At 67.7% G+C, this 25,563-nt stretch carries 25 protein-coding genes and 1 pseudogene; 17 read left to right on the top strand and 9 right to left on the bottom strand.

The genetic code is table 11. The features are described 5' to 3' along the window. Positions 1 to 16: 16 nt before the first annotated feature. The 3 genes from QXH22_RS29185 to QXH22_RS29175 all read left to right on the top strand — a co-directional run bounded on the left by QXH22_RS29185 (position 17) and on the right by QXH22_RS29175 (position 4,965). On the top strand, positions 17 to 1,672 hold the full coding sequence (locus tag QXH22_RS29185; protein WP_306277729.1) for a PPE domain-containing protein: 1,656 nt from the start codon (positions 17 to 19) through the stop codon (positions 1,670 to 1,672). Between the two features lie 118 nt (positions 1,673 to 1,790). Next, positions 1,791 to 4,778: an acyl-CoA synthetase gene (locus QXH22_RS29180; protein ID WP_306277728.1), complete on the top strand. Its 2,988-nt coding sequence runs from the start codon at positions 1,791 to 1,793 to the stop codon at positions 4,776 to 4,778. Then, a complete protein-coding gene (locus QXH22_RS29175) occupies positions 4,771 to 4,965 on the top strand; it encodes a Trm112 family protein (protein ID WP_306240704.1) in 195 nt (64 codons plus the stop codon). Before QXH22_RS29180 ends, QXH22_RS29175 begins: the two co-directional genes overlap by 8 nt. Here QXH22_RS29175 and QXH22_RS29170 read toward each other — a convergent pair. Genes QXH22_RS29170 through QXH22_RS29160 form a run of 3 tightly spaced genes read right to left on the bottom strand, consistent with a single transcriptional unit; the run spans position 4,955 to position 7,078 of the window. Continuing rightward, complete coding sequence (locus tag QXH22_RS29170; RefSeq protein WP_306240703.1) at positions 4,955 to 5,560, bottom strand: TetR family transcriptional regulator; 606 nt, start codon at positions 5,558 to 5,560, stop codon at positions 4,955 to 4,957. The two genes, QXH22_RS29175 and QXH22_RS29170, sit on opposite strands and share 11 nt — an antisense overlap. 1 nt (position 5,561) lies before the next feature. Continuing rightward, positions 5,562 to 6,311, bottom strand: coding sequence for an ABC transporter permease (locus QXH22_RS29165; protein WP_306277750.1), 750 nt, complete (start codon positions 6,309 to 6,311; stop codon positions 5,562 to 5,564). A gap of 14 nt (positions 6,312 to 6,325) precedes the next feature. Beyond that, positions 6,326 to 7,078, bottom strand: a complete 753-nt coding sequence (locus QXH22_RS29160) for an ABC transporter ATP-binding protein (RefSeq protein WP_306277727.1) — start codon at positions 7,076 to 7,078, stop codon at positions 6,326 to 6,328. Positions 7,079 to 7,135: 57 nt separating this feature from the next. On the opposite strand from QXH22_RS29160, the gene QXH22_RS29155 reads away from it, so the two are divergent. Then, complete coding sequence (locus tag QXH22_RS29155; RefSeq protein WP_306277726.1) at positions 7,136 to 7,747, top strand: DNA-3-methyladenine glycosylase; 612 nt, start codon at positions 7,136 to 7,138, stop codon at positions 7,745 to 7,747. On the opposite strand, the gene QXH22_RS29150 is transcribed toward QXH22_RS29155, so the two are convergent. Next, positions 7,744 to 8,622, bottom strand: coding sequence for a bile acid:sodium symporter family protein (locus QXH22_RS29150; protein WP_306240700.1), 879 nt, complete (start codon positions 8,620 to 8,622; stop codon positions 7,744 to 7,746). The genes QXH22_RS29155 and QXH22_RS29150 overlap by 4 nt on opposite strands. 106 nt (positions 8,623 to 8,728) lie before the next feature. Here QXH22_RS29150 and tyrS point away from each other — a divergent pair, with 106 nt between their 5' ends. Beyond that, positions 8,729 to 10,009: a tyrosine--tRNA ligase gene (gene tyrS, locus QXH22_RS29145; RefSeq protein ID WP_306240699.1), complete on the top strand. Its 1,281-nt coding sequence runs from the start codon at positions 8,729 to 8,731 to the stop codon at positions 10,007 to 10,009. On the opposite strand, the gene QXH22_RS29140 is transcribed toward tyrS, so the two are convergent. From QXH22_RS29140 to QXH22_RS29130, 3 genes are all read right to left on the bottom strand, one after another. Then, positions 10,006 to 11,451 carry a TfuA-like protein gene (locus QXH22_RS29140; RefSeq protein WP_306277725.1) on the bottom strand — a complete coding sequence of 482 codons (1,446 nt, stop codon included), beginning with the start codon at positions 11,449 to 11,451 and terminating at the stop codon, positions 10,006 to 10,008. The genes tyrS and QXH22_RS29140 overlap by 4 nt on opposite strands. Then, a complete protein-coding gene (locus tag QXH22_RS29135) occupies positions 11,448 to 12,698 on the bottom strand; it encodes a YcaO-like family protein (RefSeq protein ID WP_306277724.1) in 1,251 nt (416 codons plus the stop codon). The genes QXH22_RS29140 and QXH22_RS29135 overlap by 4 nt, the downstream gene beginning before the upstream one ends. 127 nt (positions 12,699 to 12,825) lie before the next feature. Continuing rightward, complete coding sequence (locus QXH22_RS29130) at positions 12,826 to 12,951, bottom strand: hypothetical protein (RefSeq protein WP_306277723.1); 126 nt, start codon at positions 12,949 to 12,951, stop codon at positions 12,826 to 12,828. A 365-nt stretch (positions 12,952 to 13,316) separates the two neighbouring features. Here QXH22_RS29130 and QXH22_RS29125 point away from each other — a divergent pair, with 365 nt between their 5' ends. After that, a complete protein-coding gene (locus QXH22_RS29125) occupies positions 13,317 to 13,667 on the top strand; it encodes a DUF732 domain-containing protein (protein ID WP_306240695.1) in 351 nt (116 codons plus the stop codon). Here the strand turns inward: QXH22_RS29125 and QXH22_RS29120 are convergent. Both QXH22_RS29120 and QXH22_RS30605 read right to left on the bottom strand, forming a co-directional pair. Continuing rightward, complete coding sequence (locus QXH22_RS29120) at positions 13,664 to 13,801, bottom strand: hypothetical protein (RefSeq protein ID WP_306277722.1); 138 nt, start codon at positions 13,799 to 13,801, stop codon at positions 13,664 to 13,666. The genes QXH22_RS29125 and QXH22_RS29120 overlap by 4 nt on opposite strands. Further along, complete coding sequence (locus QXH22_RS30605) at positions 13,789 to 14,016, bottom strand: PE family protein (RefSeq protein WP_371934345.1); 228 nt, start codon at positions 14,014 to 14,016, stop codon at positions 13,789 to 13,791. Before QXH22_RS30605 ends, QXH22_RS29120 begins: the two co-directional genes overlap by 13 nt. A gap of 125 nt (positions 14,017 to 14,141) precedes the next feature. Between QXH22_RS30605 and QXH22_RS29115 the strand changes: the two genes are divergently transcribed. From QXH22_RS29115 to xerD, 11 genes and pseudogenes are all read left to right on the top strand, one after another. Further along, positions 14,142 to 14,924 carry a tetratricopeptide repeat protein gene (locus QXH22_RS29115; RefSeq protein ID WP_306240694.1) on the top strand — a complete coding sequence of 261 codons (783 nt, stop codon included), beginning with the start codon at positions 14,142 to 14,144 and terminating at the stop codon, positions 14,922 to 14,924. A 1-nt stretch (position 14,925) separates the two neighbouring features. Then, a complete protein-coding gene (locus tag QXH22_RS29110; protein WP_306277721.1) occupies positions 14,926 to 15,927 on the top strand; it encodes an HAD-IIA family hydrolase in 1,002 nt (333 codons plus the stop codon). Between the two features lie 23 nt (positions 15,928 to 15,950). Beyond that, positions 15,951 to 16,127 (top strand): hypothetical protein, encoded by a 177-nt coding sequence (locus QXH22_RS29105; protein ID WP_306240691.1) that lies wholly within the window; start codon positions 15,951 to 15,953, stop codon positions 16,125 to 16,127. Between the two features lie 8 nt (positions 16,128 to 16,135). Further along, positions 16,136 to 16,939 (top strand): annotated as a pseudogene (locus QXH22_RS29100) (TlyA family RNA methyltransferase); the annotation flags it as partial. Between the two features lie 116 nt (positions 16,940 to 17,055). Continuing rightward, positions 17,056 to 17,976, top strand: a complete 921-nt coding sequence (locus QXH22_RS29095; protein ID WP_306277719.1) for an NAD kinase — start codon at positions 17,056 to 17,058, stop codon at positions 17,974 to 17,976. A 3-nt stretch (positions 17,977 to 17,979) separates the two neighbouring features. Beyond that, positions 17,980 to 19,722, top strand: a complete 1,743-nt coding sequence (gene recN, locus QXH22_RS29090; RefSeq protein ID WP_306277718.1) for a DNA repair protein RecN — start codon at positions 17,980 to 17,982, stop codon at positions 19,720 to 19,722. 255 nt (positions 19,723 to 19,977) lie between these two features. Next, positions 19,978 to 21,159: a putative cytokinetic ring protein SteA gene (steA, locus tag QXH22_RS29085; protein ID WP_306240688.1), complete on the top strand. Its 1,182-nt coding sequence runs from the start codon at positions 19,978 to 19,980 to the stop codon at positions 21,157 to 21,159. Between the two features lie 11 nt (positions 21,160 to 21,170). After that, positions 21,171 to 22,115: a copper transporter gene (locus tag QXH22_RS29080; RefSeq protein WP_306277717.1), complete on the top strand. Its 945-nt coding sequence runs from the start codon at positions 21,171 to 21,173 to the stop codon at positions 22,113 to 22,115. A 115-nt stretch (positions 22,116 to 22,230) separates the two neighbouring features. Further along, positions 22,231 to 24,006: a CTP synthase gene (locus tag QXH22_RS29075; protein WP_306240686.1), complete on the top strand. Its 1,776-nt coding sequence runs from the start codon at positions 22,231 to 22,233 to the stop codon at positions 24,004 to 24,006. Further along, a complete protein-coding gene (locus QXH22_RS29070) occupies positions 23,999 to 24,622 on the top strand; it encodes an NUDIX hydrolase (protein ID WP_306240685.1) in 624 nt (207 codons plus the stop codon). Before QXH22_RS29075 ends, QXH22_RS29070 begins: the two co-directional genes overlap by 8 nt. Then, positions 24,619 to 25,563 carry a site-specific tyrosine recombinase XerD gene (gene xerD, locus QXH22_RS29065; protein WP_306240684.1) on the top strand — a complete coding sequence of 315 codons (945 nt, stop codon included), beginning with the start codon at positions 24,619 to 24,621 and terminating at the stop codon, positions 25,561 to 25,563. Before QXH22_RS29070 ends, xerD begins: the two co-directional genes overlap by 4 nt.

Here is a 25,563-nt window from a genome sequence, read left to right as displayed (position 1 = left end):
ATCGAGCGGGTGCGCAATGACCGCGCCAGTCTGGATGGCAGCCCCGCCGGAAGTGCACTCGGCGCTACTCAGTAGCGGTCCCGGGCCCGGTCCGCTGTTGGCCGGGGCCGCGGCCTGGAGTTCGCTGAGCACTTCGTACCTGGAGACTGCCCAGGACCTGGCTGCGGTGCTGGCGTCCGTGCAGGCCGGCGAGTGGGACGGTCCGTCCGCGCAGGCCTACGTTGCCGCGCACCTGCCGTATCTGGCATGGCTGATGCAGGCCGGGACGGACAGTGCGGCAATGGCTGCCCGGCAGGAGACCGCGGCTATCGCTTGGTCCACCGCTGTGGCCGCCATGCCCACATTGGCGGAACTTGCAGCCAATCACGCCGCGCATGCGGTGCTGGTCGCCACCAATTTCTTTGGCGTCAATACGATTCCGATCGCACTCAACGAGGCCGACTATATGCGGATGTGGATTCAGGCGGCCACCGTGATGAGCACCTATCAAGGCGCGGCCGCGGCCGCGGTGGAGACCGCACCACAGACGGCCGTGGCGCCGGAGATCGTCACCACCGGCGCATTGGCGGCCGCCGACGATCTGCCTCCCGACCGGCAGAACGACTTCTATCAGTGGCTGACCGACATCGGGTATATCGATTTCTACGACAACTACATTCAGCCGCTGATCGACGCGCTGTCCAACCTGCCGTTCTTCCAGGCGCTGTTCTCGGGCTTCGATCCCTATCTGGTGATCCTGGGCAACCCGCTGACCTACTTCAGCCCGTTCAACGTCGCGTTCGCCCTCGGCTATCCGATGGATTTCGGCACCTATGCGCTGTTGCTGTCGCAGATGTTCTCCTTCGTCGCCCTGGACCTCACCGCCGCGTTCGCCTCGGGCAACCCGACGACGATCGGCTTCACCATCCTGTTCGTCACCGTGGAGATCATCGGAACGGTCATCACCGACACCATCGCCCTGCTCAAGACGCTCCTCGAGCAGACCATCGTGCTGCTCGCGGTGGTGGTGCCGTTGCTGACCGCCCCCTTGGTGCCACTGGCCGCCGGCGCGGTGCTGGCGCCGATCGGCATCAAGGGCCTGGCCGCCCTGGCTGTCGCGCCGCCGGCGCCCCCGGTGGCACCGCCGGTCACGCCGCCGCTCGCCGCGCTCGCCCCGTCCGTTCCGGCATCCACCTCGTCACCTGCGCCCGCGCCGGCAGAGGTGACCGGGTCGGCCCCCGCACCCACCGCGCCGCCGCCGACCGCGGCGCCCCCGACCTTCACCGGCACCGGTGTGGGTCTGGGCCTGGGTGCCGGCATGGAGAATTTCGGCTACCTGGTCGGTGACCTCGGTTCGGTCGCCAGGAAAGCAGCCGTATCCGGAGCCCGGAAGCAGGCGCCGGAACCCGACGGCGCGGAGGAGCCGACCGCTGCGCCGGCTCCCAGGGAACCGGTGGGCGCGCCGCGCCGCCGGCGGGCGAAGGTCGCCCAATTGGGCCGGGGCTACGAATACATGGACCTCGAGCCCGAGGTGACCGCGTCGGGAACGGGTGCGACCGGGTTCGCCGGCGCCGCGGCCGGCCGGGGTGTCGGTGCTGCGGGCGTGACCACCCTGGCCGAAGACGAATTCGGTAGCGGGCCGCGGGTTCCCATGCTGCCCGCAACGTGGCAGGGCGAGCACGGGGCAGGGTGAAGACCGTCGTCACCTGACGCCCCCAGCGGCAAACACCCGTGACCCAGACCACCCGCCAAGGCCGATGTGCCATGATGTCCTCGCTGGTCAAGGCCGACGTCAGGAGCATTGAGGAGCAGTGGTGGATCTCAATTTTTCGATGGTCACCCGACCCGTCGAGCGGCTGGTAGCCACCGCTCAGAACGGTCTGGAAGTGCTCCGCCTGGGCGGCCTGGAAACGGGCAGCATCCCGTCGCCGTCGCAGGTCGTCGAGAGCGTGCCGATGTACAAGCTGCGACGGTACTTCCCGCCGGACAATCGCCCCGGCCAGCCGCCGGTCGGCCCGCCGGTGCTCATGGTGCACCCGATGATGATGTCGGCCGACATGTGGGACGTCACCCGGGAAGACGGCGCGGTGGGCATCCTGCACGCCAGCGGTCTGGACCCGTGGGTGATCGACTTCGGCTCGCCCGACAAGGTCGAGGGCGGCATGCAGCGCACCCTGGCCGACCACATCGTCGCTCTCGACCAGGCCATCGACACCGTCAAGAACACCGCCGGCCAGGACGTGCATCTGGTCGGATATTCCCAGGGCGGTATGTGGTGCTACCAGGTCGCGGCCTACCGGCGCTCGAGGAACCTGGCGAGCATCGTCGCGTTCGGCTCGCCGGTCGACACCCTTGCCGCGCTGCCCATGGGCATTCCGGCGAACATCGCCCCGGGCGTCGCCGATTTCATGGCCGACCACGTCTTCAACCGCTTGAACATTCCAAGCTGGATGGCGCGCACCGGTTTTCAGATGATGGATCCGATCAAGACGGCTCAGGCCCGCATCGACTTCGTGCGCCAGCTGCATGATCGGGAGGCGCTGCTGCCCCGGGAACAGCAGCGCAGGTTCCTCGAACGCGAGGGATGGATCGCCTGGTCAGGGCCGGCCATCTCGGAACTGCTCAAGCAGTTCATCGCGCACAACCGGATGATGACCGGCGGGTTCGCGATCAACGGACAGATGGTGACGTTGACCGACATCACCTGTCCCATCCTGGCGTTCGTCGGTGAGGTCGACGACATCGGTCAGCCCGCCTCGGTGCGCGGCATCCGGCGGGCGGCACCGAACACCGAAGTGTACGAATGTCTGATCCGCACAGGGCATTTCGGCTTGGTGGTGGGGTCGCGCGCCGCTTTGCAGAGCTGGCCCACCGTCGCCGAGTGGGTGCGCTGGATCTCCAGCAACGGCGACAAACCGGCCAGCATCAGCCTGATGGTGGAGCAGTCTGAAGAGCACAACGACAGCGGTGTGGCCTTCAGCTCGCGCATCGCGCACGGCCTGGGGGAAGTGTCCGAGGCGGCGCTCGCGCTGGCCCGCGGTGCGGCGGACGCTGTGGTGGCGGCCAACCGCTCCATGCGCACCCTGGCAGTCGAGACCGTGCGCACGCTGCCGCGGCTCGCGCGACTCGGCCAGCTCAACGATCACACCCGAATTTCGTTGGGACGCATCATCGATGAGCAGGCCCACGATGCACCGCAAGGCGAGTTCCTATTGTTCGACGGCCGCGTGCACACCTACGAGGCGGTCAACAAGCGCATCAACAACGTCGTGCGCGGCCTGATCGAAGTCGGTGTGCGCCAGGGCGACCGGGTGGGTGTGCTGATGGCGACCCGGCCCAGCGCTCTGGTCGCCATCGCCGCACTGTCCCGGCTGGGCGGGGTGGCCGTGCTGATGCGCGAGGACGTCGACCTGGCCGCGCAGGTTCGCCTGGGCGCAGTCAGCGAGATCCTGACCGACCCCACCAATCTCGAAGCGGCGCGCCAACTCCCGGGGCAGATCCTGGTGCTGGGCGGTGGTGAGTCGCGCGATCTGCACCTGCCCGACGACGCGGACGTCATCGATATGGAACAGATCGACCCCGACGCGGTACAGATGCCCGCCTGGTATCGCGCAAACCCGGGTTTTGCCCGGGACCTGGCTTTCATCGCGTTCAACGCGGCCGGAGGCGAACTGGTCGCCAAGCAGATCACGAACTTCCGGTGGGCGTTGTCGGCGTTCGGAACCGCTTCGACGGCCGCACTGGACCGCAAAGACACCGTGTACTGCCTGACCCCGCTGCACCACGAATCCGCCCTGCTGGTGAGCCTGGGCGGCGCGGTGGTCGGTGGCACCCGCATCGCGCTGTCCCGCAGCCTGCGGCCGGACCGGTTCGTCGCCGAGATCCGCCAGTACGGCGTCACGGTGGTGTCCTACACCTGGGCGATGTTGCGAGACGTCGTGGACGACCCGGAGTTCGGGCTGCACGGCAACCATCCGGTACGGCTGTTCATCGGCTCGGGCATGCCGACCGGCCTGTGGGGGCGCGTCGTCGACGCGTTCGCGCCCGCCCATGTCGTGGAGTTCTTCGCCACCACCGACGGGCAGGCGGTGCTCGCCAACGTGTCGGGCGCAAAGGTCGGCAGCAAGGGCCGTCCGCTGCCGGGGGCCGGTCGCGTCGAACTGGGCGCCTACGACCCGGAGAACGATCTGATCCTGGAGAACGATGACGGTTTCGTGCAGGTGGCCGCGCCCAACCAGATTGGAGTGCTGCTCGCGCAGTCACGCGGTCCGATCGACCCGACCGCATCGGTCAAGCGTGGCGTGTTCGCTCCCGCCGACACCTGGATCTCGACCGAATACCTGTTCCGGCGCGACGAGGACGGCGACTTCTGGCTGGCCGGCCGCCGCGGCGCCGTCATCCGCACGGTGCGCGGCATGGTCTATGCGGAGCCGGTCGTCGACGCGCTGGGCCTGATCAGCGCCGTCGACCTGGCCGTGACCTACGGCGTCTCGGTCGGCGACCGGCAGTTGGCGGTGGCGGCGGTGACGCTGCGGCCCGGCGCGACCATCACCGCCGCCGACCTGACCGAGGCGGTCGAGAGCATGCCGGTCGGGCTCGGACCTGACATCGTGCACGTGGTGCCTAAGCTGACGCTCAGCGCGACCTACCGGCCGACCGTGAGCGCCCTGCGGGCGGCCGGAATCCCGAAGTCCGGGCGTCAGGCATGGTACTTCGACGCCGCCAACAACGAATTTCGAAAGCTGACCCCGACGGCCCGCGCCGAGCTCAGCGGAAAGCAAGTAAATGCCGATGCTTGACGACACCCTGCTGAACATCCTGGTGTGCCCGGCCGATCGCGGGCCGCTGCTACTGGTGAACGAGGGCCGGGAGCTCTACAACCCGCGGCTGCGCCGCGCCTACCGTATCGACGACGGCATCCCCGTCCTGCTGGTCGACGAGGCGCGCGACGTCGACGACGAGGAGCACGCCCGGCTCACGGCGTGAGACCCGGCAGGTCACCGGTGAGATAGCGCTGCAGGTTGGGCGCGATCGTCGCCACGATCTGCTCAATGGGCAGCGACGCGAACGGCTCGACCTTGATGATGTAGCGCGCCACCACCACGCCCATCAGCTGAGAAGCGACGAACTGGGTGCGCAGCTTGCCGGTTCCCGGGGGATCGTCGACGCGCGAACCCACGGCACCGCCGACGATCTCCTCGAGAAACGAGCGGGCCAGCCCCACGTCGTCACCGGCGATCAGCGACCGCAGGGTGGCGATCAGCCCCGCGCCCAACTCGGAGTCCCACAGCGGCAGCAACAGCGAGGGCAGCTTGAGCCCGAGCTCCTCGACCGGGACTTCCAGCAACGGTCCGATCACCTGCATGGGGTCGATCGGGATGTGGATCGCCGCGGCGAACAACTGCTCTTTGGTGCCGAAATAGTGATGGACCAGAGCGGAATCGACGCCGGCTCCCCTGGCCACCGCCCGGATGGAAGTCCGGTCAATGCCGTTGAGCGCGAACAGCTCCCGCGCACTCACCAGGATTCGCTCCCGGGTGTCGGAGTTTCCCGCCGGCCGGCCCGGACGTCGGGCGGCCACGCTAAGGGGTCCTCCGGCGCAGTGTCGCGGCGGCCAGGCACAGCGATGCGACGGCGAACGCCAGCACCACCAGCATGTCGCGCATCGCGGTGTCCGACAGTGCGGTATGGATCCCCACCTGCTGCAACGCCTCCAGCGCGTAGCTGGCCGGCAACAGGTTGCTGATCCACTCCAGCCAGCCCGGCATCGCGGCCCGCGGAACGATCACCCCGGCCAGCAGGAGTTGGGGCACCATCACGAGCGGAATGAACTGCACCGCTTGAAACTCGGTGCGGGCGAAGGCGCTGAACAGCAAGCCCAGGCCCACTCCGAGGACGGCATTGTCGATCGCAATGACGAACACCCACACCGGCGCCCCCGCAGTGGAGAAGCCCAGCAGCCAGAACGAGACGACGCACGCCACAATCGCCTGCACCGCTGCGGCGATCGAGAAAGCGGTTCCATAGGCCATCAACAGATCGAGCCTGCGCAGCGGCGTGGTCAGGATGCGCTCCAAGGTTCCCGAGGACCGCTCACGCTGCATCGTGATCGACGTGATGATGAACATCACGAACAACGGGAACAGGCCCAGCATGATCAAGCAGGCGTTGTTGAACGGGCTGGGCGACCCGGGGCGATGCGGAGCATTCTGAAACATGAAGTACATCAGCGTGATCACCAGCACGGGCACCACGAGGATCATTGCCACGCTGCGGTGATCGGCGGCCACCTGACGCAGGATCCTGGCGGTGGTCGCCGTGTACGGCTTCAGCTGCGCGCCCAGTCCTACCCGGCTCGGCGCTCGGTGTTGCGCCTGATGATGGACAGAAACGCTTCCTCCAGTGACGTGCATGAGGTGTCCTCTCGTAGTTGGGCCGGGGTGGTGTGGGCGACCAGGCGTCCCTCCCGCATCAGCAGCAGGTCGGCGCAATGGTCGGCTTCGTCCATCACGTGGCTGGAGACCAGCAGAGTGGTGCCGGCGTTGGCCAGCTCCGCGAATTGCCCCCAAAGGTCTACGCGCAGTACCGGATCCAATCCGACGGTCGGCTCGTCGAGTACCAGCAGCTCGGGGCGGCAGACCAGCGCACAGGCCAGTGACACTCTGGTGCGCTGACCGCCGGACAGGTTTTCGCAGAACGCGGTGCGGTGCTCGGCGAGCCCGACCCGCTCGATGGCTTCCTCGGCGGCGTGACTGTCGTAGCCGTACAGCGACGCGATGTAGCGGACGTTGTCGACGACCCGCAGGTCGCGGTAGATGGTCGGGTCCTGTGGCACGTATCCCACCCGTCGGCGCAACGCCGGACTGCCGGCCGGCCGGCCCAACACCGTCACGGTGCCGGAGGCGATGATCTGGGTGCCGACGATGCTGCGGATCAGCGTTGTCTTGCCGCATCCCGACGGCCCGAGTAGCCCGGTGATGGTGCCGCGCGAGATCCGCACCGAAAAGTCATGCAGCGCCGCATGTTTGCCCCTGATCACCCGCAACCGCTCGACGTTGACAGCCGGCCCAGAAAATTCATCATACGATGAAGTCATCATGTGATGAATATCCGCCATGTGCCGGAGGGTTGTCAAGAGCCAGGCAGAATCTGTGTGGTGAGCGCTACCGAGCTGCTGGTGGATCCGGTCGAGGCCGCCCGCCGGCTACTCGGCGCCACCGTGAGCGGCAGGGGGGTCACGGCCGTGGTCGTCGAGGTCGAGGCCTACGGCGGCGTGCCGGACGGTCCCTGGCCGGACGCCGCGGCTCATTCCTACCGGGGGATGCGGGAACGCAATGCCGTGATGTTCGGTCCGCCCGGGCGGCTCTACACCTACCGCAGTCACGGCATCCACGTCTGTGCCAATGTCGCGTGCGGACCCGACGGCACGGCCGCCGCTGTGCTGTTGCGGGCATGCGCCATCGAGGACGGCGTCGACGTGGCCCGGTCGCGCCGCGGCGCGGCGGTGCGGGGGGCGGCGCTGGCCCGGGGTCCCGGCAACCTGTGCGCGGCCCTGGGAATCACTATGGATGACAACGGAATTGACCTGTTCGACCCGGACGCCCCGGTGACGTTGCGGCTCGGCCCGCCGATGACGCCCACCGCCGGGCCGCGGGTCGGCGTCAGCCAGGCCGCCGACCGGCCGTGGCGGCTGTGGCTGGCGGGCCGACCGGAGGTGTCCGCCTACCGGCGCAGTCCCCGGGCGCCGGCCGCGGGTACTAGCGACTAGGTTCCGCGCCGGGAGGCCCCCCGGTAGGCGGGATCCAGCCGGCGCACGGCGAACAGGAACGTCAGCGCCACCAGCGGTGCCAGTACGCCGTACACCGCAGCCGGGGTGGCCATATCGGCGTTGTTGAGCAGTTGCGGGCTCAGCGCGATACCGATCGCCACCACGGCGTTGTGCAGGCCGATCTCCAGGCTCACCGCGATGGCCTGGCGTGGAACCAACCGCATCAACCGGGGAACGAGGTAACCGACAGTCAGGCTGAGGGCGCAGAAGGACACCACGGCCAGGCTGAGCACGCCGAAGTTCTTCATCAGCGTCGTCCGACCACCGGCTAACCCGGCGGCCAGGGCGACCACCAGCAGGACCGCCGCGGCGATTCGCACCGGTTTGTGCAGTCGCTGAGCCAGGTCGGGAAACCGATGGCGGATGGCCACTCCGACGGCAGTGGGGATTAGCACTACCGCGAACACCCCGAAGAACTTGTCGAATTGCAGCGGAATGAACCGGCCTCCGCCCAGGAACCATGTCATCGACAACGCCAGGATCGCCGGTATCGCGAAAATCGACAGCACCGCGTTGATGGCCGTCAGTGTCAGGTTGAGCGCCAGGTCCCCGTCGGCCAGATGGCTGAGCACGTTGGCCAGCAGCCCGCCGGGCGTGGCCGCCATCAACATCAACCCGACCGCCAGGTTCGGCGCCAGATCGAGGGCCTCGGCGACCAGCAGGCACACCAGCGGAAGTAGGACCGATTGACACAACAGGGCGACCAGAAGGGGCTTGCGCAGTTTGGCGGCCCGCTGGAAGTCGGCCACGGTGAGGGTGAGGCCCAGGGCGAGCATGATCGCCACTACGACCAACGGGAAGAAGCGGTTGTCCATAACCCTCCGCAACCTACCCGATCGCCCGCTGCAGGCCACCGGCTGGAATCAGCCTGAACCCATCCGGCGCGCACCGGCCGGTCACCGAACTGGAAGGATCTGGGCCATGGGTAACGAGTCGTCCGGGATTCTCGACGAGTTGGGCTGGCGTGGGCTGATCGCGCAGTCCACCGACCTCGACGCGCTGGCGGCCGAGGCGCAGCGCGGACCGATGACCGTCTACGCCGGATTCGACCCCACCGCCGCGAGCCTGCATGCCGGACATCTGGTGCCGCTGCTGGCGTTGCGCCGCTTCCAGCGCGCCGGGCACCGCCCGATCGTGCTGGCGGGCGGGGCGACCGGCATGATCGGCGACCCGCGCGAGGTCGGGGAGCGCAGCCTGCAGGAAGCCGACACGGTCGCCGAATGGTCCGAACGGATCCGGGGACAACTGGAGCGCTTCGTCGACTTCGACGATTCGCCGACGGGTGCGATCGTCGAGAACAACCTGGAGTGGACCGGCGCGCTGTCGGCCATCGAATTCCTGCGCGACATCGGCAAGCACTTCTCGGTCAACGTCATGCTGGATCGCGACACCGTGCGCCGCCGCCTGGAGGGCGAGGGCATCTCCTACACCGAGTTCAGCTACATGCTGCTGCAGGCCAACGACTACGTCGAGTTGCACCGGCGGCACGGCTGCTCGCTGCAGATCGGCGGGTCGGATCAGTGGGGCAACATCATCGCCGGCGTTCGGCTGGTGCGCCAAAAGCTCGGTGCCGCAGTGCATGCGCTCACCGTGCCACTGGTGACCTCGGCCGACGGCAAGAAGTTCGGCAAGTCCACCGGCGGCGGGAGCCTGTGGCTGGATCCGCAGATGACCAGTCCGTACGCCTGGTACCAGTACTTCGTGAACACCGCCGACGCCGACGTGATCCGCTACCTGCGCTGGTTCACGTTCCTGTCGGCCGACGAACTCGCCGAGCTCGAGCAGGCGACGGCGGAGCGGCCGCATCAGCGGGCGGCCCAACGCCGGCTGGCCGCCGAACTGACCACCCTGGTGCATGGCGAGGCCGCCACCGAAGCCGTCCAGCACGCCAGCCGGGCGCTGTTCGGGCAGGGGGAGTTGGACCGGCTCGACGAGGCCACCCTGTCGGCGGCACTGCGTGAGACGTCCGTGGCGGAGCTCAAACCCGGTGAGCCGGACGGGATCGTGGATCTGCTTGTGGCCAGCGGTCTTTCGGAGAGTCGCAAAGCTGCGCGGCGCACCATCGGCGAAGGTGGCGTGTCGGTCAACAACATTCGCGTCGGCAGCGAAGAATGGTCGCCGCAATCAACCGATTTCCTGCATGGCCGGTGGCTGGTGCTGCGCCGGGGCAAGCGGAATGTCGCGGGAGTGGAGAAGGTTTAGGCGGGGCCACCCAAGGCGCCGACTTCGATCGAGGGCAGTTGGTCGTCGGCCGCCGACACGGCGAACAGGCTTGCCGCGTTGTAGAACGCGTCGTTGGTCATCAGCCCCCGTTGCGCGAGTTCGATGTGGTCCACCTGCGTGCCCCAGCGCATGCTGAACAGCCGCTTCAGCTGAACGGGGTCGGGCCGGTGCAAGTTCAGATTCGGCTTCTGCCGCGACAGTTCGTCGCGACGGGCCAATGCCTGCGCGGCCATTGCACGCCAATCGGGCAACCGGGGATCGGTGCGCAGCAACTCCAGGAAGTGCTGGATTGCCGGCAGCGACCGGGTGAAGAACAGGGTGCGGGTGGTCAATCGCGCCGAGACCGCGACGGGGTCGTCGGCGAACTTCTGCATCTCTTCGTCGGTAAGCCAATGTGCACGAACATGTTCGGGGAAGCCTGAGGCATCGATGATTCCCGATGCGACCGCATAGCGGTGGGCGATCGTTTCCAGCGCTCGCTCGTAGTCGTCGACCCCGATGCCGGCGACCGCCCGCGCTGCACGGTCGCGCACGCTGCCCTCATCGCCGGGATTGGTCAGGTTCCAATACCAGGCGGCCACCTGCTCCAGGGCGGGGCGGTAGGCCCAGCGGTCGGTGGCGCACACGCTCAGCAGCGAAAGGACGTCGATGTCCAGGATGTCGACGACGTCGTCGCCTCCGGGTGTCACCTCGACTGGTGTCGGCGGGGCCCACCGTTGCCGCCAGCGCTCCGACCACACGGTCGGCGGAGGACCGGGACGCACCGCCACATATCTCGGCCCGCGGATCACCTCCTGCAGTGCCAGCACTGCGTCGGCGTGCTTGATGTCGATCCGCATGGACTTCAATTGCTTTGCCAGCACGGCCCTTTCCGGGACATCGGCGGATTCCAGCAGACGGTTCCAGGTGCGTTGGGTGAAGGGTGTACGGCGGGCGGTATCGATGAGTTGGTCCCCCGTCGCCGCCGTCAGGACGCCGGTTGTCACTGCCTGCGCGACGGTCTGGCGGATATTGACCAGGGCGTCCACAAAGACCGGGTAGCCGTCTTCCGGGTCACCGTGCACCATGCCGACTTCGTCGTCGGCGTCGATGATGCCGTCGCGGTATCCCTCGAAAACCCAGCCGTAGCCCTCCATGCCGAACGGGTGCAGCTCTGCGGCCCGCAGCGCACCCATGCTCGATGAACCGACCACGCGCACGCCGTCGTCCATCAGGGTCAGCAGTTCCTTGTGCCGCACCGACGCGCTCTGGAAGAAGAGGCCGTCCACGATCAGCAGGGTGTCGCCGGGCGCCAACCCGTAGCGCAGAGCGTCGCCGAACGAAATCGGTGGCACCACTTCAGCGTGCGGAATCACCGCATGGATGTCCTCGGTGGCGATCGTCGGACCCGCGGTGACGACGATCCGGGCCGTGGCGGTCATGAGTGCTCCTGCAGTGGGGTGCGCAGTGGCGACTGCACCGTCGCCGACATGCCGGGTGCGATCACCTTGACGACCGGGACGCAGGCTTGCGGAAAGTCGCACACCACCGCAAGGGGTTCGGCGCCGGCTACCGACGTCACGGCCGTTGCCGCCGAAGCGAGCAGTTCATTCAGCGAGTCGGTGCTGGCGACGTGCCACGGCGTGGGATCGCCTTCGGGCATGGATTGCATCGACTTGCGGGCGGGTGCGAAGGTGTGGACGCGGGCGAATCGGTGGTAGATCGCCGAGGGCAGATCCTCACGTGCTCCGCTGATCGCTGTCAGGCGTGACTGCGCGGCTTCGGTAATCGCCCGGGACAGAGCGACATTGGGGTCGTGATGCAGACCGCTGCCGCTGAATGGGATCTCCATCATCGGTGAGGTGATCTCGGCGGCGAAGCAGTAGAAGCCGTCCCAGACGTCCATCCGGGCGACCTGCACTTCGCTGCCCGCACGGTGGATCATCTCCACCAGTTCAGCGCACTCCGAGCGCATGACATCCTCGATCGGCACCTCGAACAAGGTGGAACCGGGCTGCGCGGCGGCCATGCCGTAGCGCTCCATGATCTCGTAGAGACCGTGCAGGGTGGCCTCGTGATAGCTGTTGCCCGAGGCCAGTCCCGTCGTGTCCATCCCGAAAATCGGTGGCCCCCAAGAGTCGTTCACCGAGATGTTCACGACGGTGGCCAGCCAGGGCACCCAGGTTCGGCGACCGGTCAGCAGGGTCGTTGCAATCATCCAGTCGAGCTTGGCGCCGGGGTGGTAGAAACTGCCGGCGGGGCGATTGAGATCGGCCGGGTCATAGGTCAGTGCGTCGGTCAGTTGCGTTGTGGGCGTTGACAATAGATCAGGCTTGATGTTCTCGACGTGCCAGTTCTCCAGGGACTCCATGGCCGCGGAGACCTGCGCGGCCCGGTACGTGGTGGCCTTGCCCTGGCTTACCGAAAGCGTCAGCGATGCCGGGCGCACCGCCTGCACGGTGGGGATCCCCAGATCGTCGAGCCAGGTGAGATCGGCGACGCGGGTGATGCCGGCCGTCATCAGCAGCGGCTGGATCGCCGCCCAGGTCTGGTCGGGAGAGATGATGCGGTGGGTGCCCGCGTGGTGACCGATCCGGAGCGGATCGGCGTGGCCCAATACCCGTGCGGGCCAATGTGACCAATCCGGGCCGGTGATTCGCCCGGTGCCGGTGCCCGGCAGTTCTGACATGGGCTTCACGCTACTGAGTAAGGGCATCAACGGTGGGCATTCGGTTCGGTTGGACAGGAAAAGTCCAGCGGGATCTCATCGCGAGGGGAGGGGGAGGGGATGCGATGAGACCCCGCTGGGAGTCTGGTCATTCGGTGGCGTCGGCCACCGTGAAGAACGGCATGGAATAGGCGCACTCGTTCTCGTGGAACAGGATCTCGTGGGACACGTGGATGACCTTTCGTCGGTGTTGTGGGGTTGGTCTGGCGGACAAGCGGGATTCCGCCGACAGGCTGGGCTCAGATCACTCGGCGTCGCCGGCGTGGAAGGCAGGCGCGGAGTAGACGTTCTCGGTTTCGCAGAACAGGGTCTCGTAGGCCATCGGGCGGTCCTCTCGTGGTTGTGATTTCGTTCGAGACAAATTCTTGGTTGCGCCGGGTCGCCGCGGTATCCCACTGCCGGCTGATCGGCGGCGGAAATCCGGGTCCGCCGTCGGCATGAGCCGCGTGTCCACCGAACGGGGGACAGCGCGTGCGTTAGGTCGCGGCCGCCCGGAAAGGCGGCATCGAAACGCGCTAGTGGGCAAAGCTTTACCTCACCGTGTTGCGAATGTGACAGTTGTTCAGCACTGTTGTCACGATGACCGCACCCGCGATCGCCCTCAGGCTCCTGGCTCTGGCCACCGGAGTGTTCGGAGTGTCGGCCACGGTCGCGGCACCGATCCATGCCGACATGCTGGGAAACGCGTTCCTGAACGCGCTCACCAACGCGGGCGTGCCGTACAGCCAGCCCGCCACTGCGGTAGCGCTGGGCCGCTCGGTTTGTCCCAAGGCGCTCTCGCCCGGTGGATCGTTCGACTCCATCGTGTCCGAGATGGCCGAGCTCAACAATCTGCCGCGGGAGCGGGCGGCCGCGTTCACCATCGTCGCGATTGCGACCTACTGCCCGGCCCTGATCTCCCCGATGCTGCCGCACCGGCTGCAGGCCTAGTGCCAATACCCGGCATGGTCGGCGGATCCGAAACGGCCGGTGCTGCCGCCGTTGCCGTAGAGCCGGCCGGCGCTGCCGCTGTCACCACCGGGGGTGGCGGCGTAGGCGCTCGAGCTATTGCTCAACGTGGCCACGAACTAGTGCTGCAAGCCCGCACCGGAGCACTGACCAGCTGATACTGCACACCATGACCACCGGACAACGCCGCAACCGGCACCGACACCTCATCGACAGCCGCTGAGCGAACGCGGACGTGGAGAGTGCGGCCGTGACATCGGTGGCACCGATCGACGAACTGATCGCCGCTGCCACGAATTCGGGGAGCACGCTGACAAAAGGCATGGCTCACGCTGGGCAGCGAGCGTGAGGCGAAGTATAAAAGTCATGAAATGCGCTGGTAGCAGCGCTGCCCGGCACAGCGCCGACAGGACCGCAGATTATGAGTGCAGCGGCCGTACCCGTAACCTCTAGCGGGTGGTCGATGACAGGCGCGGTCGTAGCAGCGAGCGGCGACCGCGGTCCGGGTCCAACGGCGTGCCGCGACGATCGGGACCGGGCCGGGCACGACCGGCACAACCGCAGGCCGATGCCGCCCCCGCCGGACCGCCGATTCCCGCGGATATCGAGGCCCGGCAACTGGCGCCCGATGTGCGACGTGAGCTGACCACGCTGGACCGGGCCACTGCAGACGCGGTGGCCCGGCATCTCGTCGCCGCGGGTGGTCTGCTCGACGAAGACCCCGAGGCCGCCCTCAGCCATGCCCGCGCGGCCCGCGCTCGTGCCAGCCGGATCGCCGCGGTTCGTGAGGCGGTAGGCATCGCCGCGTACCACTGCGGCGACTGGGGCCAGGCGCTGGCCGAATTCCGTGCCGCCCGGCGGATGGGCAGCAAGTCCCCGTTGCTGGCTCTGATCGCCGACTGCGAGCGCGGCCTCGGCCGCCCGCAGCGCGCGATCGACCTGGCGCGCGGACCCGAGGCTGCCGAGCTCACCGGTGACGACGCTGACGAATTGCGCATCGTCGCCGCCGGTGCCCGCGCCGACCTCGGCCAGCTCGATCAGGCACTGACCGTGTTGTCCACCCCGCAGCTCGACCCGACCCGCACCGGCTCGACGGCCGCCCGACTGTTCTATGCCTACGCTGAAACGCTGCTGGCGCTTGGACGCGGCGAGGAAGCACTGCAGTGGTTCCTGCGTTCGGCGGCCGCCGACATCGAGGGCATCACCGATGCCGAAGACCGGGTCAGCGAACTTGGCTGAGATGAATAGCATTGCGCGGCAATATGATTGCCTGCTACTCGACCTCGACGGAACAGTCTTTCGCGGCCATCAGCCCACCGAGGGTGCCGTGGATTCGCTGGACGCGATAGACAGCCGCAAGCTGTTCGTCACCAACAACGCGTCCCGCACCGCCGACGAAGTCGCCGCGCATCTGCGCGACCTCGGCTTCACCGCCGGCAGCGACGACGTCGTCACCAGCGCCCAAAGTGCGGCCCACCTGCTCGCTGCGCAGTTGCCACCGGGTTCGAAGGTGCTGATCGTCGGCACCGACGCATTGGCCGACGAGATCACCACCGCGGGTTTGCGTCCGGTCCGTCGTTTCGAAGACGAACCGGACGCCGTCGTACAGGGCCTTTCCATGACTATCGGCTGGCCCGACCTGGCCGAGGCCGCACTGGCCATCCGGGCGGGTGCGTTGTGGGTGGCGGCCAACGTCGACGTCACCCTGCCGACCGAGCGAGGATTGTTGCCCGGCAATGGATCTCTGGTGGCGGCCCTGCGGGCGGCCACCGGTGAGCAGCCGCAGGTGGCCGGCAAACCAGGGCCTCAATTGATGAAGGACGCGATCGGCCGTGGCGATTTCACGGCGCCGCTGGTCGTGGGTGACCGGCTCGACACCGACATCGAAGGCGCGAATTCAGCCGAGCTGCCCAGCCTGATGGTGCTCACCGGAGTGAACTCCGCCCGGGACGCCGTCTTCGCCGAACCCGCGCAGCGACCTACCTATATCGGGTACGACCTGCGGTCGCTGCACCAGGACGGCACGCTGTTGAAGGTGGGACCCAAGCCGGGCTGGCAGGTCGAGGTCGTGGACGCGGTGGCGACCGTGACGGCCACCGCCGACCACCAGGACGACGACCTCGCGATCGTCCGCGCCGTCGCCAGTGCCATCTGGGAGGCGGCGGGCCCGGTGCAGATCGAAGCCGGCGACGAACAGGCCCGCGACGCCCTGGACCGCTGGTCCCTGATGCACGGCGAGTAGCCGGTGACTACCGTAGGAGCGCAATGACTATCGATCCTGAGCAGATCCGCGCGGAAATCGAATCTCTGGTGGCCCAGCTGCCTGACAACGCTGACGCGGCCACCGGACCGTCCCTCGAGGAGCTCGAAGACATCGCCCGCCGCCTCTCCGAGGCGCACGACGTGTTGCTGCGGGCGCTGGAGTCGGCGGAGAAGGGCTGAGTGACAGCATGCCCCGGCGTGCTCGCGTCGACGCCGAGTTGGTGCGGCGAGGTCTGGCGCGCTCCCGGCAACAGGCCGCGGAGTTGATCGGCGCCGGCAGGGTGCGAATCGACGGGCTGCCCGCGGTCAAGCCGGCCACCTCCGTGGCGATCACTGCGGCGCTGACGGTGGCCGACGACGGCGAACGCTCCTGGGTGTCGCGGGGAGCGCACAAGCTTATTGGTGCGCTGGACGCGTTCGGAGTGACGGTCGAGGGCCGGCGCTGCCTGGATGCGGGTGCCTCGACCGGCGGGTTCACCGAGGTGCTGCTGGACCGTGGCGCCGCGCAGGTGATCGCCGCCGATGTCGGCTATGGGCAGCTGGCGTGGTCGCTGCGCAGCGACCCTCGCGTGGTCGTCGTGGAACGCACCAACGTGCGTGACCTGTCCCCTGAGAAGATCGGCGGGACCGTCGACCTGGTGGTCGCCGACCTGTCATTCATCTCGTTGGCGACCGTGTTGCCCGCGCTGGTTGGTTGCGCTTCTCCCGACGCCGATATCGTTCCGATGGTGAAGCCGCAGTTTGAGGTAGGCAAGGGCCAGGTCGGTGCCGGCGGGGTGGTCCACGACCCACAGTTGCGCGCCGATGCGGTGCTGGCAGTCTCGCGTCGCGCCGCTGAGCTCGGCTGGCGCACCGTCGACGTGACGGCCAGCCCGCTGCCTGGGCCGTCGGGCAACGTCGAGTATTTTCTGTGGCTGCGTGCCCGGACCGATCGCGGGCTGGCCGGCGATGAGCTCGTCGGGGCGGTCCAGCGCGCGGTGAGTGACGGCCCGACGACGATGCGGGGCGGAACGCCCCGAGGAGAAGTCGGGCAATTGGGGGTAAGCCCGACGACGATGCGGGGCGGAACGCCCCGAGTTGGCGTCGGGCATTTGGAAAGTAGCCCGAAGTGACCGAACGTACCGTTCTGCTGGTTGTCCACTCCGGCCGTGACGAAGCGACCGAGACCGCCCGACGCGTCGAGAAAGTATTGGAAGACAAGGGTATCGGGCTCCGAGCTTTGTCCGCGGAGGCGGTCGACAAGGGCTCGTTGCGGCTGAGTCCCAACGACATGCGGGTGCTGGGTGTCGATATCGAGGTCGTCGACGCCGACCCGATGGCCGCTGAGGGTTGCGAGCTGGTGCTGGTGCTGGGTGGTGACGGCACGTTCCTGCGGGCGGCCGAACTTGCCCGCAATGCGGGCATTCCGGTGCTGGGGGTCAACCTGGGCCGCATCGGCTTCCTCGCCGAAGCCGAGGCCGAGAACATCGACACCGTGCTCGACCACGTTGTCGCGCAGGACTATCGGGTGGAAGACCGGCTGGTACTCGACGTCGTGGTGCGCCAGGGCGGCGAGGTGATCGCTGCGGGCTGGGCGCTCAACGAAGCCAGCCTGGAAAAAGGCCCCCGACTCGGCGTCCTGGGCGTCGTCGTCGAAATAGACGGCCGGCCCGTTTCGACGTTCGGCTGCGACGGCGTGCTGGTGTCCACGCCGACCGGATCCACTGCGTACGCGTTCTCCGCAGGCGGACCCGTGTTGTGGCCGGACCTGGAAGCAATTCTGGTGGTGCCCAACAACGCTCACGCCCTGTTCGGCCGTCCGATGGTCACCAGTCCAGACGCCGCCATCGCGGTCGAAATCGAGGCCGAAGGTCACGACGCGCTGGTGTTCTGCGACGGCCGTCGGGACATGCGGGTGCCGGCCGGCAGCCGGCTCGAGGTCACGCGCTCTGCCACGCCGGTGAAGTGGGTGCGCCTGGACAGCGCACCGTTCACCGACCGGTTGGTGACCAAGTTCCGGTTGCCGGTGACGGGTTGGCGCGGGAAGTAGCCGGTGCTCAACGAGATTCGCATCGAGGCGCTGGGTGCAATCAGCGTTGCGACCGCCGAGTTCGATCGCGGGCTGACGGTGCTGACCGGTGAAACCGGCACCGGCAAGACCATGGTGGTCACCGGACTGCATCTGCTCGGCGGCGCGCGTGCCGATGCGACGCGGGTGCGGTCGGGATCCGAGCGTGCTGTGGTCGAGGGCCGTTTCACCACATCCGACGTCGACGACGCGGTCACCGCGGGGCTCGACGAGATCCTGGACACCTGCGGCGCGGAGCGCGATGAGGACGGCAGTGTGATCGCCTTGCGCACCGTGAGCCGCGACGGCCCCTCACGCGCCTACCTCGGTGGCCGCAGCGTGCCGGCGAAGTCGTTGAGCGGCTTCACCACTCAGCTGTTGGCGCTGCACGGGCAGAATGACCAGCTGCGGCTGATGCGCCCCGACGAGCAACGCGGCGCGCTGGACCGGTTCGCGGCAACCGGCGCCGCATTGGAGCGCTACCGCAAACTGCGGGAAGCGTGGCTGTCGGCCCGGCGCGACCTCACCGACCGGCGGGACCGGACCCGCGAAATCGCTCAGGAAGCCGATCGACTCAAGTTCGCGCTCAACGAGATTGACACCGTCGACCCGCAACCGGGGGAAGACGAAGCGCTGGTCGCCGATATCGTCCGGCTCTCCGAACTGGACACTCTGCGCGAAGCCGCTGCCTCGGCCCGCGAGGTGCTCTCCAGTTCGTCCGACGAGGCGTTCGGGGCGGCCGACGCTCTGGGGCGCGCCCGGGGCGCACTGGAATCGACGGGCGATGCCCGGCTGCGGGCACTGGGCGACCAGATCGGCGGCGCGCTGACGGTAGTGATCGACGCGGTCGGCGAATTGGGTGACTACCTCGAGGCGCTGCCGACCGACGCCAGCGCACTGGACGCCAAACTGGCCCGCCAGGCGCAACTGCGCACGCTGACCCGCAAGTATGCCGCCGACATCGACGGTGTGCTGCAGTGGGCGCAGGATTCACGCGACCGGCTGGCGCAGCTCGACGTGTCCGAAGAAGGTCTGGCCGCGTTGGAACGCCGGGTCGAGGAACTCGGGCGCGAATTAGGCCAAGCCGCAATCGATCTCAGCAAGATCAGGCGTAGGGCCGCCAAGAAGCTGGCCAAAGAGGTCACCGCGGAGCTTGCCGGCCTGGCGATGAACAACGCGGATTTCACGATCGGCGTCAGTACCGATACCGCCGATCCGCACGACCCGTCCGCGCTGATCCTGCCCGACGGTGAACCGGCTCGCGTCGGCACCGACGGAATCGATGTGGTGGAGTTCGGCTTCGCCGCGCACCGCGGCATGTCGGTGCTGCCGTTGGCCAAGAGCGCTTCGGGCGGTGAGCTGTCGCGGGTGATGCTGGCGCTGGAAGTGGTGCTGTCGGCTTCGGCCACCGGCACCACGATGGTGTTCGACGAGGTCGATGCCGGCGTGGGTGGCTACGCGGCTGTTCAGATCGGTCGACGGCTGGCCCGGCTGGCCCGCACCCACCAGGTCATCGTCGTCACGCATCTGCCGCAGGTTGCGGCCTACGCCGACGTGCACCTGGTGGTGCACAGCCAGGGACCAAAGGGCACCAGTGGCGTTCGCCGTCTGAGCAGCGAGGACCGGGTGGCCGAGCTGGCCCGGATGCTGGCCGGGCTGGGGGAGTCCGACAGCGGCCGCGCGCACGCTCGCGAACTACTCGAGACCGCGCAGACCGACCGCGCGTAGTTACCTGTGGCGTAAGCCCGCGCCGGCGGGGGCCGGGCGCGGCTTGGTCTGGGGTGAGCGTGCGCTCAATGCCAGCTGCAGCGGCGTGTCGTTGTGCAGACACGCACGCTCGGGCTGCAGACGCGCGGCGTGCCCAAACCCTCGCAACCAACCCGCGATGAAGATGTGACAGATGTGACGCTTTATAACTTCTGAGGCAGATGTTACGGCGCGCCTCCCCGATGCAGCCGTCTATCGCCGACAGAATCGGCTCCCATGAAGATGTCAGCGCTTCTATCTCGCAACACCGTCCGGCCCGGACTCGTGGGCACCGCCCGAGTGGACCGGAATATCGACCGACTGCTGCGCAGGGTGTGCCCCGGCGACATCGTGGTCCTCGACATCCTCGACCTCGACCGCATCACCGCCGACGCACTGGTGGAAGCTGACATCGCCGCCGTCGTCAACGCATCCCCGTCCGTCTCGGGCCGCTACCCCAACCTGGGCCCCGAGGTCCTGGTCAACAACGGGGTCACCCTCATCGACGAGACCGGGCCCGAGATCTTCAAGAAGGTCAAGGACGGATCCAAGATCCGCCTCTATGAAGGCGGCGTCTACTCCGGGGACCGCCGCCTGATCCGCGGCACCGAGCGCACCGACCACGACATCGCCGACCTCATGCGAGAGGCCAAGAGCGGGCTGGCCGCTCACCTGGAAGCGTTCGCGGGCAACACCATTGAGTTCATCCGCAGCGAGAGCCCGCTGCTGATCGACGGCATCGGCATTCCCGACATCGACGTCGACATGCGCCGCCGGCACGTGGTCATCGTCTCCGAAGAACCAAGCGCCGAAGAGGACCTGAAGTCCCTCAAGCCGTTCATCAAGGAGTACCAACCCGTCCTGGTCGGCGTCGGACAGGGAGCCGACGTGCTGCGCAAGGCCGGTTACCGTCCCCAGCTCATCGTCGGCGACCCCGACCAGATCAGCGCCGAAGTTCTCAAATGCGGTGCCCAGGTGGTACTGCCCGCCGACGCCGACGGACACGCCGCCGGCCTGGAACGCATCCAGGACCTCGGGGTGGGTGCCATGACCTTCCCGGCCGCCGGCTCTGCCACCGACCTGGCTCTGCTGCTGGCCGATCACCACGGCGCCGCGCTCCTGGTGACCGCCGGGCACACCGCCAACATCGAGACCTTCTTCGACCGGACGCGTTCGCAGAGCAACCCCTCGACGTTCCTCACCCGGCTGCGGGTGGGGGAGAAGCTGGTCGACGCGAAAGCGGTTGCCACTCTGTATCGCAACCACATCTCCGGCGGTGCCATTGCGCTGCTCGCGCTCACCATGTTGATCGCGATCATCGTCGTGCTGTGGGTGTCTCGCACCGATGGTGTGGTGATGCACTGGATCGTCGAGTACTGGAACCGCTTCACCCTCTGGATCCAGCACCTGATCTCTTAGGAAGTGCCCCGATGATCTCGTTACGCCAACATGCCATTTCGCTGGCCGCCGTCTTTCTGGCGCTGGCCATCGGCGTGGTGCTGGGCTCCGGCTTCTTCTCCGACACCGTGCTGTCCAGCCTGCGCAACGAGAAGCGCGACCTGGCCAGTCAAGTCAACGGCCTCAACGACCAACGCAATCAGCTGAACGAGAAGCTCAGCGCAGCAAACACTTTCGATGCACAAGTGCTCGGCCGGATTGTGCACGAGGCATTGACGGGCAAGACGGTGGTGTTGTTCCGCACCCCGGACGCCAGGGACGACGACGTGTCAGCGGTGTCGAAAATCATCGGGCAGGCCGGCGGCTCGGTCGCCGGTACCGTCTCGTTGACGCACGAGTTCGTCGAGGCCAACTCCGGGGAGAAGCTTCGCTCGGTGGTCAACTCCTCGATCCTGCCCGCCGGCACCCAGTTGAGCACCAAACTGGTCGACCAGGGCTCACAGGCCGGGGATCTGCTGGGCATCGCCCTGCTGGTCAACACCAACCCGCAGGCGCCGGCCGTGGACGACACGTCGCGCGACACCGTGCTGGGCGCCCTGCGCGAAACCGGCTTCATCACCTACCAGCCCAACAACCACATGGCAGCGGCCAACGCCGCCATCGTGGTCACCGGCGGGGCGGTCCCCGCCGACGCCGGCAACCAGGGCGTCACCGTGGCGCGGTTCGCCGCTGCCCTGGCTCCGCACGGCTCGGGCACCGTCCTGGCCGGCCGGGACGGCTCGGCCGGCGGTAGCGCCGCAGTGGCGGTGGCCCGCGCCGACGCCGGCATGGCGGCTGCCATCAGCACCGTTGACGACGTCGACGTCGAGCCCGGACGCATCACGGCCATCCTCGCCCTGCACGATCTCGTCGGCGGCGGCCATCCCGGTCACTACGGCACCGGGCACGGCGCCACGTCGGTGACAGTGCCGCAGTAGGGCGTGTTCGACACGGCGGGCCGCCGTGGATGTTAGGGTGAGTTTCCGTGGGTCGGCAGGCCCAGCACGTTTGACTTTTCTGCATCAGCCCTGCCCTTCACGGAGGTTCGCCTAGTTGCGTAAGCATCCGCAAACTGCCACCAAGCACCTCTTCGTCAGCGGTGGGGTCGCTTCATCACTGGGCAAGGGCCTGACGGCGAGCAGCCTCGGCCAGTTGCTGACCGCACGCGGTTTGCACGTCACGATGCAGAAGCTGGACCCGTACCTCAACGTCGACCCGGGCACCATGAATCCGTTCCAGCACGGCGAGGTCTTCGTCACCGAGGACGGAGCCGAAACGGACCTCGACGTCGGCCACTACGAGCGCTTCCTCGACCGTGACCTGTCCGGGTCGGCGAATGTGACGACGGGCCAGGTGTATTCGACGGTGATCGCCAAGGAGCGCCGCGGCGAGTATCTGGGCGACACAGTCCAGGTGATTCCGCACATCACCGACGAGATCAAGCGGCGAATCCTGGCGATGGCCGAACCGGACGCGAGCGGCCACCGGCCCGACGTCGTCATCACCGAGATCGGCGGCACCGTCGGCGACATCGAATCGCAGCCGTTCCTGGAGGCGGCCCGCCAGGTCCGCCATTATCTCGGCCGCGAAGACGTGTTCTTCCTGCACGTATCGCTGGTGCCCTACCTGGCGCCGTCCGGTGAACTCAAGACCAAGCCCACCCAACACTCGGTCGCCGCGCTGCGCAGCATCGGTATCAGCCCGGACGCACTGATCCTGCGCTGCGACCGTGACGTCCCCGAAGCGCTGAAGAACAAGATCGCGCTGATGTGTGACGTCGACATCGACGGTGTCATCTCCACCCCGGACGCGCCCTCGATCTACGACATCCCCAAGGTGCTGCACCGCGAGGAACTCGACGCCTTCGTGGTGCGCCGGCTGAACCTGCCGTTCCGCGACGTCGACTGGACCGAATGGGACGACCTGCTGCGCCGGGTGCATGAACCGCACGACACGGTGCGAATCGCTCTGGTGGGCAAGTACGTTGAGCTCTCCGATGCCTACCTGTCGGTGAGTGAGGCGTTACGCGCCGGAGGGTTCAAGCACCGCGCCAAGGTTGAAATCGTCTGGGTGGCCTCGGATGACTGCGAGACGCCCAGCGGTGCGGCGGCCACGCTGGGCGACGTGCACGCCGTATTGATCCCCGGCGGATTCGGCATCCGCGGCATCGAGGGCAAGATCGGCGCCATCCGCTACGCGCGGGCGCGTGGGTTGCCGGTGCTGGGGCTGTGTCTCGGGCTGCAGTGCATCGTGATCGAAGCCGCCCGCTCGGTTGGTCTCACCGAGGCGAACTCCGCCGAGTTCGAGCCGGACACACCCGATCCCGTGATCTCCACGATGGCCGACCAGGAACAGGCCGTTGCCGGCGAGGCGGACCTCGGCGGCACCATGCGGCTGGGCGCCTACCCGGCCGTCTTGGAGCCCGATTCGATTGTGGCCCAGGCGTATCAGGCCACGCAGGTGTCCGAGCGCCATCGCCACCGTTACGAGGTCAACAATTCCTACCGGGAGCGGATCGCCGAGAGCGGACTGCGCTTCAGCGGGACGTCACCCGACGGGCACCTGGTCGAGTTCGTCGAATACCCGCCGGAGCAGCACCCGTTCATCGTCGGCACCCAGGCCCACCCTGAGCTCAAGAGCCGGCCGACGCGGCCGCATCCGCTCTTCGTGGCGTTCGTCAAGGCGGCCATCGACTACAAGGCGGGTGAACTGCTGCCCGTCGAAATCCCCGAGATCCCGGAGCACCACGCTTCCAACGGCAACGAGCGTCGAGACAGTGACGGTTCGGCGGTAGGGCAGTCGATAGCCGAACCCGCCACCCGTGGCTGAACACGACTTCGCGACGGTCTCGTCCGAAATTCTCTACCAGGGAGCCATTTTCGCGCTACGCCGGGACGAGGTTCTGATGCCCGGCGGCAACATCGCGAAACGCGAAGTCGTCGAGCACTACGGCGCGGTGGCGGTGGTCGCGCTGAACGAGGACGACGACATCGCACTGGTCTACCAGTACCGGCACACCTATGGCCGCAGAATTTGGGAGTTGCCGGCCGGACTGCTCGACGCGCCGGGAGAAGCGCCACACCTCACCGCCGAACGCGAACTCGAGGAGGAGGTCGGGCTGCACGCCCGTACCTGGCAGGTGCTGCTGGACGTCAACACCGCCCCAGGCTTCAGCGACGAATCGGTGCGGGTGTTTCTGGCCACCGGCCTCAGTGACATCGGCCGTCCCGCGGCGCACGACGAAGAAGCCGACATGACGATGCAGTGGTTTCCGCTGGCTAACGCGATCGATCGGGTGTTTCGCGGCGAAATCGTCAATTCGATTGCCATCGCGGGGATCTTCGCCGCCCACGCGGTCACCGCCGGCATCGCCAAGCCGCGTCCGCTGGACACCCCGTGGATTGACAGGCCGACGGCATTCGCCAAGCGCAAGGCCGCGCCATGACGGCGGCGCTGACGCTCGACGCGCAGATGCAGGGTTACCTCGACCATCTGACGATCGAGCGTGGCGTGGCGGCCAACACCCTGAGCTCCTATCGCCGCGACCTGCGCCGCTACTCAAAGCATCTGGAAGAACGCGGTATTCACGATCTGGCCAAGGTCGGCGAGAACGACGTCAGCGAGTTCCTGGTGGCGCTGCGCCGTGGTGATCCCGAAACGGGTGCGGTGGCGCTGTCCGCGGTCTCGGCGGCGCGGGCCCTGATCGCCGTGCGGGGTCTGCACCGGTTCGCGGCCGCCGAAGGGCTGGCGGAGCTGGATGTGGCGCGGGCGGTCCGACCGCCGACGCCGGGCCGGCGGCTGCCGAAGAGCCTGACCGTCGACCAGGTGCTGGCGCTGCTCGAGGCGGCGGGCGGCGAGGATGCGTCCGACGGGCCGCTGACCCTGCGCAACCGGGCGTTGCTGGAGCTGTTGTATTCGACGGGGTCGCGCATCTCCGAAGCCGTCGGTTTGGACGTCGACGACATCGACACCCACGCGAGGTCGGTGTTGTTGCGTGGCAAGGGCGGCAAGCAGCGCCTGGTCCCGGTGGGCCGCCCTGCCGTGCAGGCACTCGACGCCTACCTGGTGCGCGGTCGCCCGGACCTGGCCCGCCGGGGACGCGGCACCCCGGCCATCTTCCTCAACGCCCGCGGCGGCCGGTTGTCGCGCCAGAGCGCGTGGCAGGTGTTGCAGGACGCGGCAGAACGCGCCGGCATCACCTCGGGTGTGTCGCCGCACATGCTGCGGCACTCCTTCGCCACGCACCTGCTCGAAGGCGGCGCCGACGTACGGGTGGTGCAAGAGTTGCTCGGTCACGCGTCGGTGACCACTACGCAGATCTACACCCTGGTCACGGTGCACGCGCTGCGTGAGGTGTGGGCCGGCGCCCACCCGCGCGCCACCTGA

The organism is Mycobacterium sp. TY814, from assembly GCF_030755175.1.
Taxonomy (GTDB): Bacteria; Actinomycetota; Actinomycetes; order Mycobacteriales; family Mycobacteriaceae; genus Mycobacterium.
This window is presented reverse-complemented; position numbering and strand designations above follow the sequence as displayed.

Coding starts and splice junctions, on each gene's coding strand:
- QXH22_RS29185 (WP_306277729.1), top strand. CDS start 17: ATGACCGCGCCAGTCTGGATGGCAGCCCCGCCGGAAGTGCACTCGGCG.
- QXH22_RS29175 (WP_306240704.1), top strand. CDS start 4,771: ATGCTTGACGACACCCTGCTGAACATCCTGGTGTGCCCGGCCGATCGC.
- QXH22_RS29160 (WP_306277727.1), bottom strand. CDS start 7,078: ATGATGACTTCATCGTATGATGAATTTTCTGGGCCGGCTGTCAACGTC.
- QXH22_RS29150 (WP_306240700.1), bottom strand. CDS start 8,622: ATGGACAACCGCTTCTTCCCGTTGGTCGTAGTGGCGATCATGCTCGCC.
- tyrS (WP_306240699.1), top strand. CDS start 8,729: ATGGGTAACGAGTCGTCCGGGATTCTCGACGAGTTGGGCTGGCGTGGG.
- QXH22_RS29140 (WP_306277725.1), bottom strand. CDS start 11,451: ATGACCGCCACGGCCCGGATCGTCGTCACCGCGGGTCCGACGATCGCC.
- QXH22_RS29135 (WP_306277724.1), bottom strand. CDS start 12,698: ATGTCAGAACTGCCGGGCACCGGCACCGGGCGAATCACCGGCCCGGAT.
- QXH22_RS29125 (WP_306240695.1), top strand. CDS start 13,317: ATGACCGCACCCGCGATCGCCCTCAGGCTCCTGGCTCTGGCCACCGGA.
- QXH22_RS29110 (WP_306277721.1), top strand. CDS start 14,926: ATGAATAGCATTGCGCGGCAATATGATTGCCTGCTACTCGACCTCGAC.
- QXH22_RS29105 (WP_306240691.1), top strand. CDS start 15,951: ATGACTATCGATCCTGAGCAGATCCGCGCGGAAATCGAATCTCTGGTG.
- steA (WP_306240688.1), top strand. CDS start 19,978: ATGAAGATGTCAGCGCTTCTATCTCGCAACACCGTCCGGCCCGGACTC.
- QXH22_RS29080 (WP_306277717.1), top strand. CDS start 21,171: ATGATCTCGTTACGCCAACATGCCATTTCGCTGGCCGCCGTCTTTCTG.
- xerD (WP_306240684.1), top strand. CDS start 24,619: ATGACGGCGGCGCTGACGCTCGACGCGCAGATGCAGGGTTACCTCGAC.